This window comes from Streptomyces sp. NPDC046985 (genome assembly GCF_040644415.1).
Taxonomy (GTDB): Bacteria; Actinomycetota; Actinomycetes; order Streptomycetales; family Streptomycetaceae; genus Streptomyces.
This window is the reverse complement of sequence record NZ_JBEYWK010000003.1, coordinates 325,027-337,284: the sequence shown is the minus strand read 5'-3', so window position 1 is coordinate 337,284 and position 12,258 is coordinate 325,027. Positions and strand designations below refer to the sequence as shown.

Sequence of the window (12,258 nt, the reverse complement as noted above, 5' to 3'; positions counted from 1 at the left end):
GCCGCATGGGAGGATCATCCCGTCCGCGCCCTGACCACGACCCTAGGGAGTCACCCCCGTGCCCGGTGAGAATCTGTCCCGCGACGAAGCCCGGGAGCGGGCCGCACTGCTGTCGGTCGACGGGTACGAGGTGTCCCTCGACGTGCGCTCCGCGGTCGGCGAGGGGCCGGGCGAGGGCGAGGGGCCGCGCACGTTCCGGTCCGTCACGACGATCCGGTTCCGCTGCAACGAGCCGGGCGCCTCCGCCTTCGCGGACCTGATCGCGCCGAGCGTCACCGCGGTCTCGCTCAACGGCCGGGACCTCGACCCCGGCGAGGTCTTCGACGGCGCCCGGATCGCCCTGGAGGACCTGGCCGCCGACAACGAGCTGGTGGTCGACGCCCAGTGCGCCTACTCGCGCACCGGCGAGGGCCTGCACCGCTTCGTCGACCCGGAGGACGGCGAGGTCTACCTCTACACCCAGTACGAGCCGGCCGACGCCCGCCGGGTCTTCGCCGGCTTCGAACAGCCCGACCTCAAGGCCCCGTTCCGCTTCGAGGTGCGCGCGCCGGAGGACTGGACGGTGTGGAGCAACGGGGCCGGCGAGCGGCACGACGGGGTGTGGCGGTTCGCGGAGACGAAGCCGATCTCGACGTACATCACATGCGTCGTGGCGGGCCCCTACCACTACGTCACCGACTCCTACGAGCGGGAGTTCGCGGACGGCACGCGGCTGGAGATCCCGCTGGGCGCCCTGTGCCGCAAGGGGCTGGCCAAGCACTTCGACGCCGACGACGTCTTCCTGGTCACCAAGCAGGGCCTGGACTTCTTCCACGACCGCTTCGACTACCCGTACCCGTTCGGCAAGTACGACCAGGCGTTCGTGCCCGAGTACAACCTGGGCGCGATGGAGAACCCGGGTCTGGTGACCTTCCGCGAGGAGTACATCTTCCGCGGCAAGGTGACCCAGGCGTCCTACGAGGCGCGGGCCAACACCGTCCTGCACGAGATGGCGCACATGTGGTTCGGCGACCTGGTCACCATGCGGTGGTGGGACGACCTGTGGCTCAAGGAGTCCTTCGCGGACTTCATGGGCGCCTTCTCCCTGGTCGGCGCGACCCGCTTCACCGACGGCTGGATCACCTTCGCCAACCGCCGCAAGGCGTGGGCCTACCGCGCCGACCAGCTCCCGTCCACGCATCCGGTCACCGCGGACATCCGCGACCTCCAGGACGCCAAGCTGAACTTCGACGGCATCACCTACGCCAAGGGCGCCTCCGTCCTGAAGCAGCTCGTGGCCTACGTCGGCCAGGACGCGTTCCTGGAGGGCGCGCGCCGCTACTTCAAGCGGCACGCCTACGGCAACACCCGGCTGGGCGACCTGCTCGCGGTGCTGGAGGAGACCAGCGGCCGGGACATGGGCGCGTGGGCGCGGTCCTGGCTCCAGACGGCGGGCGTGAACGCGCTGACCCCGCAGGTGCTGCTGGACGCCGAGGGCCGGATCGCCGAGCTGGCCGTGGTGCAGGAGGCCGCCGAGTCCCACCCCGAGCTGCGCCCGCACCGGGTGGCGGTGGGCCTGTACCAGCGGTCCCAGGTCGGCGCGCTGGAGCGGTACGCGCGCGCCGAGGCGGACGTACAGGGCGCCCGGACGGTGATCGCGGAGCTGGCCGGCCAGGACGCCCCGGACCTGGTGCTGGTCAACGACGACGACCTCACCTACTGCAAGATCCGCTTCGACGAGAACTCGCTGGCGACGCTGCACGCGCACCTGGGCGCGCTCACCGACCCGCTGGCCCGCGCGCTGTGCTGGTCGGCGCTGTGGAACCTGACCCGGGACGCGCTGCTGCCGGCCCGGGACTTCATCGACCTGGTGCTGCGGTTCGCGGACGGCGAGTCCGACATCGGCGTGCTCCAGATGCTGCACGCGTGGGCGGACTCGGCGCTGGTGCACTACGTGGCCCCGGACCGGCGCGCGGAGGCCGCGCGGGCGCTCGCCCAGGGCGCGCTGGCCGAGCTGCGGCAGGCCGAGCCGGGCAGCGAGCACCAGCTCGCCTGGGCCCGCTTCTACGCGTCGACGGCGTCGGCGCCGGCCGATCTGGAGATGCTGAAGGGGCTGCTGGACGGCGCCGAGGAGATCGCGGGCCTGGAGGTGGACCAGGAGCTGCGCTGGGCGTTCCTGGAGCCGCTGGCGGCGCACGGCGCGGCGGACGAGAAGGCGCTCGCCGACGAGCTGGCCCGGGACGACACCGCCTCCGGCAAGCGCCACCAGGTGCGCTGCCTGGCCGCGCGTCCGTCGGCCGCGGTGAAGGCGCAGGCGTGGGCGCAGGCGGTGGAGTCCGACACGCTGTCCAACGCGCTGGTGGAGGCGACGATCGCGGGCTTCGACCGGCCCGCGCAGCGGGAGCTGCTGGCGCCGTTCGCGCCGAAGTACTTCGAGGTCATCGAGCGGGTGTGGGCGCAGCGGTCCATCCAGATCGCCATGCACGTGGTCAAGGGCCTGTTCCCGGCGTGGCAGGACTCGCCCGAGACCCTGGAGGCGGCGGACGCGTGGCTCGCGGCGCACACGGACGCCGCTCCCGCGCTGCGCCGGCTGGTGCTGGAGTCGCGCGACGACCTGGCGCGGGCGCTGCGCGGGCAGGCGTGCGACGCGGCGGCCGTCTCCTGAGCCCCGGCCTCTCCTGAGTCCCGGCCTCTCCTGAGCCGCGCCGTCTCCTGAGCTCCGCCGTCTCCTGAGCCGCGCCGCTTTCTAAGCGTGGCCGCCGCTTCTTGAAACCGGGCGCCGCTTCCTGAACCGGGCTGCGGCCACTTGAACCCGGCCGCGGCCTCTTGAGGCTGGCTGCCGCTTCCTAAGCCTGGCCACCGCCTCTTGAGCCGGGCCGGTTCTCCGGCCTCTCGTGCGGTTCGGGGGCGGCGACCTCTGGCCAAAGATCAGGCGCGGTGTGATCGTTACAGGACGCGCGCACAGGAGGCCGTAACCCCCTGGTCCGCCCGGAGCGGACCAGGGCTTTTCGGCATCCGAACACCCGTCCTTTAGGGCGGGGTTGTCCGGATTCGTCGACGGACGTGTAACAGCGGTTACAGGGCGCGGCGGGCGCGGGAAATTGCCGGGCATGAGCCACGACACCCCCGCGCCCCTCTCCCCCCGCCCCCTGAGCCACCTCGCCGAGGCACAGCACCGGGTCATGACCTCCGCCGGGCTGCGCGCCCACGGCGTGTCGGCGGCCGAGACGAAAGAGCACTGCCGGTCCGGCGGCCCCTGGCAGCAGTTCCTGCCGGGCGTCTACCTGCTCCACCCGGGCCCGCCCACCGACGAGGAGCGGCTGCACGCGGTGCTCCGGTACGCGGCGCGCACCGCCGCGCCTCGGGCGGCGGCCGGGGTGCCCGCCCAGCCGACCGCCCGGCAGCCGCACCGCCCGGTCTTCCCGGAGGCGGTGATCACCGGCCTGGCCGCCCTCGTCCTGCACGGCTTCGCCGCCGCGCCGCCGCTGTGCGCGCTGGAGCAGATCGACGTCCTGGTGCCGCGGACGCGCCGGCTGCGCTCGACCGGCTGCGCGCGGATCGTGCGCACGGCCGAACTGCCCGCCCCGGACGCGGTCGCCGGGCTGCCGGTGGCCCCGGCGCCGCGCGCCCTGGCGGACGCGGTGGCCGGCCTGGCCGACGCCGCCGCGGTGCGCTCCCTGCTGACGGAGGCGGTTCGCTGTGGGCACTGCGAGCCCGTGGCGGTGGTGCGAGAGCTGACCGCGGCCCGGCTGCTGTCCCGCCCGCACGTGGCGGACGCGGTGGACGCGCTGGCGACCGACGGCCGGGCGGCCGCCGAGGACCGGCTGTACCGGATGGTGCGCGAGCACGGCCTGCCCGACCCGGTGTGGAACGTCGACCTGCGCCTGCCGGGCGGCCCGCACCTGGGCGGTGCGGACGCGTACTGGCCGGAGCAGGCGGTCGCCGTGGAGCTGGACACCCGGGCGGCCCGCCGGGGCGCCCGCCAGGACGAGGACGCGCTGAGGTCGGAGCACGCCCGCAAGCGCGAGGACCTGGAGCGGCTGGGCATCACGCTCGTGCACCTCACCCCCAGAAAGCTGCGGGAGTCCCTGGCGCAGCAGGCGACGGTGGTCCGCACCGCCCTGATGGCGGCCGCCGACCGCGAACCGGCCGCGTACGTGGTGGCGCTGCCCCGCTAGCGACGGCGCCGCCCCGCCAGCGCAGGCGCGGGCGTGCCCGGCGGCGCAGGCGTGCCCGGCGGCGCAGGCGTGCCCGGCGGCGCAGGCGTGCCCGGCGGCGCAGGCGTGCCCGGCGGCGCGGGCGCATGAGGCGGGGCGCGGATGCGGGAGCCCGGAGACGGGGCGCGGAGGTGAGGCCCGGAGATGAGGACGCAGAGGCGCGGAGGCGTGCGTCACATCGCCGTATGCGCCCACGGCGGCCGGGCAGGTACGCAGCAGCACGCGGCCGACGCGCGAGCCCTGGCGACCGCGCCTTCGCCGAGGTCGGTCGCAGCCCCCGAGGGCCCGGTCGCAGCCCCCGGGGGCCTGTTCGGGGCGGGTCCCCGTCCCCGGGCGACGCGCGCGGGGACGGCCGACGCTGAGAATTGGACACGCGGACCCGGGGCGGCCCCATGATGGTGGGGGCGCCTGGGACGCACGCGTGCTACACACCCGTAGACGCATACGCACGTTCAGCAACGCGAGGGAGTCGCCGTGAGGGTCGGAATCGTCGGAGCCACCGGTCAGGTCGGCACGGTCATGCGCAGGATCCTCACCGAGCGCGACGTCCCGGTGACCGAGCTGCGCCTGTTCGCCTCGGCCCGCTCGGCGGGCACGGTGCTGGACGGCGTGACCGTGGAGGACGCCTCCGCCGCCGACTACTCCGGCCTCGACGTCGTGCTGTTCTCCGCGGGCGGCGCGACCTCCAGGGCGCTGGCCGAGAAGGTCGTCGCCCAGGGCGCCGTGGTGATCGACAACTCCTCCGCCTGGCGCCGCGACCCCGACGTGCCGCTGGTGGTCGCCGAGGTGAACCCGCACGCCGTCGCGAACCGTCCCAAGGGCATCATCGCCAACCCGAACTGCACGACGATGGCCGCGATGCCCGTCCTGAAGCCGCTGCACGAGGAGGCCGGCCTCCAAGCGCTGGTCGTCGCCACCTACCAGGCGGTGTCCGGCTCGGGCATGGCGGGCGTGGCGGAGCTGCACGGGCAGGCGCAGAAGGTGGTCGCCGAGGCCGACCGGCTCACCCACGACGGCGCGGCGGTGGACTTCCCCGAGCCGTCCGTCTACCAGCGCCCCATCGCCTTCAACGTGGTGCCGCTGGCCGGGAACATCGTCGACGACGGTCTGCACGAGACCGACGAGGAGCAGAAGCTGCGCAACGAGTCGCGCAAGATCCTGGAGATCCCCGAGCTGAAGGTCTCCGGCACCTGCGTCCGCGTGCCGGTCTTCTCCGGCCACTCCCTCCAGATCAACGCCCGTTTCGCGCGGCCGCTCAGCGTCGAGCGCGCGACCGAGCTGCTGGCCGGCGCCCCGGGCGTCGCGCTCTCCGACATCCCGACCCCGCTCCAGGCGGCCGGTCAGGACCCGTCCTACGTGGGCCGCATCCGCCGCGACGAGACGGTGGACAACGGTCTGGCCCTGTTCGTCTCCAACGACAACCTCCGCAAGGGCGCCGCGCTGAACGCGGTGCAGCTCGTGGAGCTGGTCGCGGCGGAACTGCGGAGCCAGGCCCAGTAGCCCCCGGCCCAGTAGCCCTCAGCCCGGTAGCCCAGGGACCCCGCCGCCGGCCCGCGGCCCGGCGGCATCCGGCCGCGGGCCCGGTCGGCGTCTCCCCCGGGACGCCCCGGGCCAGGCCCCGGCGTCGCACTCCCGGCCCGCCCGGGGGCACCTCGGCGGCCTCCTCGCCGCGCCCCCGCCACGGCCCCCGCACCGGCGGATTGCGGAGATCGCGTCCGGCGCGGATCGCGTGGAAGGATGACGTCACCGACACACCACGAGGAGATGACCGCGTGCCTGGCACAAACCTGACTCGCGAAGAGGCGCGGCAGCGGGCGAAGCTGCTCAGCGTCGACTCGTACGAGATCGCTCTCGACCTGTCCGGCGCGCAGGAGGGCGGCGTCTTCCGGTCCGTGACCACGGTCCGCTTCGACGTCGCCGAGGACGGCGCCTCGTCCTTCATCGACCTGGTCGCCCCCGCCGTGCACGAGGTGACCCTGAACGGCGACGCGCTCGACGCCGCCGAGTCGTTCGCGGACTCGCGGATCGCCCTGCCCGGACTGCTCCAGGGCCGCAACGTCCTGCGGGTGGTCGCCGACTGCGCGTACACCAACAGCGGCGAGGGCCTGCACCGCTTCGTCGACCCGGTCGACGAACAGGCGTACCTCTACACCCAGTTCGAGGTGCCCGACGCCCGCCGCGTCTTCGCCTCCTTCGAACAGCCCGATCTGAAGGCCGCCTTCCAGTTCACCGTGAAGGCCCCCGAGGGCTGGACCGTCGTGTCCAACTCGCCCAGCCCCGAACCCCAGGGCGACGTCTGGGAGTTCGCGCCGACGCCGCGCATCTCGACGTACGTCACGGCGCTGATCGTCGGCCCGTACCACTCCGTGCACAGCGTGTACGAGAAGGACGGGCAGTCCGTGCCGCTCGGCGTCTACTGCCGGCCCTCCCTCGCCGAGTTCCTCGACGCGGACGCCGTCTTCGACGTCACCCGGCAGGGCTTCGACTGGTTCCAGGAGAAGTTCGACCACGCGTACCCGTTCGAGAAGTACGACCAGCTCTTCGTGCCGGAGTTCAACGCGGGCGCGATGGAGAACGCGGGCGCGGTGACCATCCGCGACCAGTACGTCTTCCGGTCCAAGGTGACCGACGCCGCCTACGAGCTGCGCGCGGAGACGATCCTGCACGAGCTGGCCCACATGTGGTTCGGCGACCTGGTCACCATGGAGTGGTGGAACGACCTGTGGCTGAACGAGTCGTTCGCCACGTACACCTCCATCGCCTGCCAGGCGCACGCCCCCGGCTCGCGCTGGCCGCACTCGTGGACCACCTTCGCCAACTCCATGAAGACGTGGGCGTACCGGCAGGACCAACTGCCCTCCACCCACCCGATCATGGCGGACATCAACGACCTGGACGACGTGCTCGTCAACTTCGACGGCATCACCTACGCCAAGGGCGCCAGCGTGCTCAAGCAGCTCGTGGCGTACGTCGGCATGGACGAGTTCTTCCGGGGCGTGCAGGCGTACTTCAAGCGGCACGCCTTCGGCAACACGCGCCTGTCCGACCTGCTGGGAGCACTGGAGGAGACCTCCGGGCGCGACCTCCAGACCTGGTCGGAGAAGTGGCTTCAGACGGCCGGCATCAACGTCCTGCGCCCGGAGATCGAGACGGACGGCCCGGACGGGACCGGGACGGTCACGTCGTTCGCCGTCCGCCAGGAGGCGCCCGCCCTGCCGGCCGGCGCGAAGGGCGAGCCCACGCTGCGCCCGCACCGCATCGCGATCGGCCTGTACGACCTGGACGAGGCGACCGGCGCTCTGGTGCGCGCCGAGGACGGGCGGATCGAGCTGGACGTGGACGGCGAGCTGACCGCCGTGCCGGAGCTGACCGGCCGCCCCCGCCCCGCGGTGATCCTGCTCAACGACGACGACCTGTCCTACGCCAAGGTGCGCCTGGACGAGCGGTCGCTGGCGTTCGTCACCGAGCACCTGGGCGACTTCGCGGCCTCGCTGCCGCGCGCGCTGTGCTGGGCGTCCGCCTGGGACATGACCCGCGACGGGGAGCTGGCCACCCGCGACTACCTCGCGCTGGTGCTGTCCGGGATCGGCAAGGAGTCCGACATCGGCGTGGTGCAGTCGCTGCACCGCCAGGTGAAGCTGGCCCTCGACCAGTACGCCGCCCCGGCCGCCCGCGACACCCTGCTGACCCGCTGGACCGACGCCACGCTGGCGCATCTGCGCGCCGCCGAGGCGGGCAGCGACCACCAGCTCGCCTGGGCCCGCGCCTTCGCCGCGACGGCCCGCACGCCGGAACAGCTCGACCTGCTGAACGCGCTGCTCGAAGGCGCCCAGACGGTCGAGGGCCTGACCGTGGACACCGAGCTGCGCTGGGCGTTCGTGCAGCGGCTCGCGGCGGTCGGCCGGTACGACGAGTCGGAGATCGACAGCGAGTACGAGCGGGACCGGACCGCGGCGGGCGAGCGGCACGCGGCCAGCGCCCGTGCGTCCCGCCCGACCGAGGAGGCCAAGGCCGAGGCGTGGGCGTCGGTCGTCGACTCCGACAAGCTCCCGAACGCCCTCCAGGAGGCGGTCATCTCGGGCTTCGCCCAGACCGACCAGCGCGAGCTGCTGGCACCGTACGCCGAGCGGTATTTCGAGGTGCTGAAAGGCGTCTGGGACGCCCGTTCGCACGAGATGGCCCAGCAGATCGCGATCGGCCTGTACCCGTCGGAGCAGGTGTCCGAGGACACGCTGGAGCTGACGGACGCGTGGCTGGCGTCCGCCGAGCCGAGCGCGGCCCTGCGCCGGCTGGTCTCGGAGTCCCGCTCGGGCGTGGAACGCGCGCTCAGGGCCCAGGCGGCGGACGCGGCAGCGAGCTGAGGGGACGGCCAGCGGGCCGGTGGCCTGGGTTGGGCCACCGGGCCGGTTGTTCTAGGCCGGGCCGCCAGCCCGATTGCCCAGGCTGGGCCGGTTACCCAGGCTGGGCCACCGGGCCCGGTTGTCTAGGCCAGCCTGGCGGGCCGCTTGACCGGGCTGGCCAGCGGGCCGGTGGCCTGGGTTGGGCCACCGGCCCGGCCCAGTTGTCTAGGCCGGGCCGCCAGCCCGATTGCCCAGGATGGGCCGCCGGGTCCGGTTGCCCAGGCAAGTCCGGCGGGCCGGTTGTCCGGGCCGCTGGTCGGCGGGCCGAGTGACCCGGCTGGTCGGGGAACTGGTCTGCCGGGTCCGGCGGCCGAACTGACCGCCCGGCCCGCGGCGGGTCCGCAGTGTGAGGGGCGCCCGGATGCGTACCGGGCGTCCCTCGCCGTCTCGCGCCACGCGCGGGCGGAACGGCGCGGGCCGGGCGATCGAGCGCGCGGCCCCCGGGTTCAGCCCACGTGGGCGGCGAGCGCGGCGTCGACGGCGCCCGGGTCGGCCGTGTCCGCCGCCCAGGCCACGTAGCCGTCGGGGCGGACCAGCACGGCGGTGGGGCGGTCGCTCGCCCAGCGCGCCGCGGCCAGCCGGTCCGCGCGCTCCCGCCCGACCTCGTACGCCCACGGCGCCACGAGGACGAACCGGCCGCCGCGCAGCGCCTCGTAGAGCCGCCCGCCGCCGTCGAAGGCCACGTCAGGGACTCGCGCGCCGACGAGGCGGTGGGCGCCCCGGGGGGCGGCGTAGCGGACGCCGATGCCGGTGACCTGCCCGGCGGTCATGCGGCGGACCGGGCCGTAGACGTCCACGAAGGCGGCGAGCGCGGTGCGCAGGGCCCGGGTCCAGGGGCGCCGCGCCATGGCGAGGCGGATGAGGCGGCCGCTGCTGCGGACCACGGTCTTGCCGACCGGGTGCCGCTCGGCCTGGTAGGTGTCCAGGAGCGTCTGAGGCGCCAGGCCGGTGAGGACCCGGACGAGTTTCCAGCTCAGGTTGGCCGCGTCCTGGAGGCCGGTGTTCATGCCCTGGCCGCCGGCCGGACTGTGCACGTGGGCGGCGTCCCCGGCGAGGAAGACCCGGCCGACCCGGTAGGCGGGGACCTGGCGCTCGTCGCAGTGGAAGCGGGACAGCCAGCGCGGGTCGTGCATGCCGAAGTCGCTGCCGAGGGAGAGCCGGGTCAGCTCCCGGACCTCGTCGAGGCCGACCGGCACGTCGTCGGCCGCCTCCCGTTCGCACTGCCAGCCGACGATCCGGTGGTAGCCGTCGCCGAAGGGCACGACGAGGGCGAAGGCGCCCCGCACGGCGTTGACGGTCATCGGCGCCTCGGGCGGCTCGGTCAGCCGCACGTCCGCGAGCACCATGGAACGGATCACCGAACGCCCGGGGAACGGCAGCCCCACCGCCTTCCGCACCGTGCTGTGCATCCCGTCCGTGCCGACGACGTACGCGGCCCGCAGCGTCTCGGCGCGGCCGCCCGGCCCGCGGACCTCGACGGTCACCCCGTCCGCGTCCTGCGACAGACCGGTCGTCTCCGTCTCGAAGCGGAACTCCGCCCCGGCCCGCGCCGCCCGGCGCTCCAGCACCCGCTCCACCTCGTACTGCGGCAGGACGAGCAGGTGGCCGAACCGCGAGGGCAGCGTGGACAGGTCGATGTCGAGCGCGCCGAAGAACAGCAACTGGGCGAGCGGGCACCCGACGGCCTCCAACTCGTCGGCGAGGCCGCGCGCGTCGAGCATCTCCAGGGTGCGGGCGTGCAGGCCGAAGGCGCGCGAGAGGTTGCTGATCCGGTGGGGGCGCTTCTCGACGAGGGTGGTGCGGATGCCTGCGGCGGCGAGGTCTCCGGCCAGGAGAAGTCCGGTGGGGCCGGCGCCGACGACGATCACGGAGGCGGCGGAGGGGGTGGAGGCGGCGGAGGAGTCGCCGGGGGCGTCCGGGGTGGGTGCGGTGCCTGTGCGGTCGGTGCTGCCGGACATGGGAGCCTCCTCGGAACCGAGCCGACTGTTCCGGTCAACGTTTGTTGCCATACGTTCGTTGGCCCACGCCTGTTGGCCTACGTTCGTTGGCCCCCGATCGTCGGCCTACGCTGATGGGTCCACATTCGTTGACCTACGTCCGTTGGCCAACGTTCGTTGACTTGCGCTCGTTGACCTACGCTCCCCGGCCAGCGCCCGTTAGCCAACACATGTGGGCCAACGGCTGTTTGCCCACTCGCGTTGCCCTACCCGTGTTGGCCAACGCCTGTAGGTCAAACCGGGGGCCCACGCTCGCGAGTCAGCACCCGTAGGACAACACTCGTAGGTCAACACTTGTTGGCAACACTAATCCCCACCCCTAGACTTGTCAACACGTGTTGGCCTACGGTTGTTGGCATGCAAAACAGCGCTTCCCAGACCTCCGACGCCCCCAGCACCGCGGCCCGCCGCTCCGACGCCACCCGCGCCGCCATCCTCACCTCCGCCCGTAAGCGCTTCGCGGCCGACGGCTACGAGCGGGCCACCATCCGCGCCATCGCCCGGGACGCGGACATCGACCCCTCGATGGTCATGCGGTACTACGGGAACAAGGAGCGCCTGTTCGCGGCGGCCGTCGCCCTCGACCTGCATCTGCCGGACATGTCCGAGCTGCCCCGCGAGGAGGTTGGGCGGGCACTCGTGGCGCACTTCCTCACCTTGTGGGAGGAGAACGGCGAGCTCACGGCGATCCTGCGGGTCGGCGTCACCGACCCGGCCGCCGCCGAGCGGATGCAGCAGGTGTTCCGCGAGCAGGTGCTGCCCGTCGCCCAGGCGGTGTGCCCGGATCCCGAGCAGGTGCCCGCGCGGGCCGCGCTGTGCTCCGCGCAACTGCTGGGGCTCGCGCTCACCCGCTACGTTCTGCGGTTTCCCCCGGCCGTCGACCTGACCCGCGAGGAAGCTCTCGCGTGGCTCGCCCCCGCCGTGCAGCGCTACCTGACGGCGCCCCACCCCTGACCGGAACCGGCGCACGGCCAGCCCAGCCCGGCTCGAACCGGCGACCGGGGCCACGCGACCGGCCGCCCACGACCGGCGAGCGTGGACGCGGGCAAGCGAAAAGCGCCTGTGCCGCGTCGCGTACGACGATGCGTACGCGGCGCGGGACAGGCGCTCTGAAGCGGTGGCCGCGGCCTTCAGCCTCGGCCCCGACGGGACCGGCGGGGCCTCGCTCAGGCCTCGATCTCGTCCTTCGTTCTCACGTTCCGGCTGGTGTCCTGCGGCCCGTTGGAGCGGGCCAGCACCATGACCAGGCCCGTGATGACCAGGAACAGCAGGAGCGGGATGCCGACATAGAGCCCCAGCGTCGCACCGACGCCCAGCCCCGGGCCGGGGTCGTCGCCGTCGTCGCGGGTCAGCGCGAGCGCGGGGGACGACATGAGCAGCATCATCAGCGTCGTACCGGCAGCCAGGGCGCCGGCGCGCAGGGCGTTCTTTTTGTCCACGCTGTAAAAGTAGCGAACGGCCTGGGGACCCGCGCGTCCGGGGCGCCGTAGGGGACCGGCCCGTACGCCTGGCCCCCGCCCACACCCCTTCCAGACCTCCGCCCGCGCGCCTCTCCACCTCCGGGCGCCAGCGCGCCCCTTCGCGCGCCACGCCGTCTCCGCGCGCCTGCGCCCCCTTCCGCGCGCTCCTCCGCCTGCGCCCCCTCATGGCCCCCCGCCCGCGCGG

Annotated in this window: 7 protein-coding genes; 5 read left to right on the top strand and 2 right to left on the bottom strand. The window is 73.7% G+C overall.

What is annotated here, in order from left to right; genetic code table 11:
* Nucleotides 1-58: 58 nt before the first annotated feature.
* The 4 genes from pepN (ABZ861_RS05985) (at nucleotide 59) to pepN (ABZ861_RS05970) (ending at nucleotide 8,557) form a co-directional block, all read left to right on the top strand.
* Nucleotides 59-2,644, top strand: coding sequence for an aminopeptidase N (gene pepN, locus ABZ861_RS05985; RefSeq protein WP_361624321.1), 2,586 nt, complete (start codon nucleotides 59-61; stop codon nucleotides 2,642-2,644).
* Between the two features lie 445 nt (nucleotides 2,645-3,089).
* Nucleotides 3,090-4,157 (top strand): hypothetical protein, encoded by a 1,068-nt coding sequence (locus ABZ861_RS05980; protein ID WP_361624318.1) that lies wholly within the window; start codon nucleotides 3,090-3,092, stop codon nucleotides 4,155-4,157.
* 513 nt (nucleotides 4,158-4,670) lie between these two features.
* Nucleotides 4,671-5,696, top strand: coding sequence for an aspartate-semialdehyde dehydrogenase (locus tag ABZ861_RS05975; RefSeq protein ID WP_361624315.1), 1,026 nt, complete (start codon nucleotides 4,671-4,673; stop codon nucleotides 5,694-5,696).
* Nucleotides 5,697-5,968: 272 nt separating this feature from the next.
* A complete protein-coding gene (pepN, locus tag ABZ861_RS05970; protein ID WP_361624312.1) occupies nucleotides 5,969-8,557 on the top strand; it encodes an aminopeptidase N in 2,589 nt (862 codons plus the stop codon).
* Between the two features lie 485 nt (nucleotides 8,558-9,042).
* Here the strand turns inward: pepN (ABZ861_RS05970) and ABZ861_RS05965 are convergent, their stop codons facing one another.
* Nucleotides 9,043-10,554 (bottom strand): FAD-dependent monooxygenase, encoded by a 1,512-nt coding sequence (locus ABZ861_RS05965; protein ID WP_361624309.1) that lies wholly within the window; start codon nucleotides 10,552-10,554, stop codon nucleotides 9,043-9,045.
* Between the two features lie 396 nt (nucleotides 10,555-10,950).
* Here ABZ861_RS05965 and ABZ861_RS05960 point away from each other — a divergent pair, with 396 nt between their 5' ends.
* On the top strand, nucleotides 10,951-11,547 hold the full coding sequence (locus ABZ861_RS05960) for a TetR family transcriptional regulator (protein ID WP_361624306.1): 597 nt from the start codon (nucleotides 10,951-10,953) through the stop codon (nucleotides 11,545-11,547).
* A gap of 212 nt (nucleotides 11,548-11,759) precedes the next feature.
* Here the strand turns inward: ABZ861_RS05960 and ABZ861_RS05955 are convergent, their stop codons facing one another.
* Nucleotides 11,760-12,032: a hypothetical protein gene (locus ABZ861_RS05955; RefSeq protein ID WP_361624303.1), complete on the bottom strand. Its 273-nt coding sequence runs from the start codon at nucleotides 12,030-12,032 to the stop codon at nucleotides 11,760-11,762.
* Nucleotides 12,033-12,258: the final 226 nt, after the last annotated feature.

Excerpts from the sequence above, each read along its gene's own strand:
- ABZ861_RS05980 (WP_361624318.1), top strand. The coding sequence starts at position 3,090 with ATGAGCCACGACACCCCCGCGCCCCTCTCCCCCCGCCCCCTGAGCCAC.
- ABZ861_RS05965 (WP_361624309.1), bottom strand. The coding sequence starts at position 10,554 with ATGTCCGGCAGCACCGACCGCACAGGCACCGCACCCACCCCGGACGCC.
- ABZ861_RS05960 (WP_361624306.1), top strand. The coding sequence starts at position 10,951 with ATGCAAAACAGCGCTTCCCAGACCTCCGACGCCCCCAGCACCGCGGCC.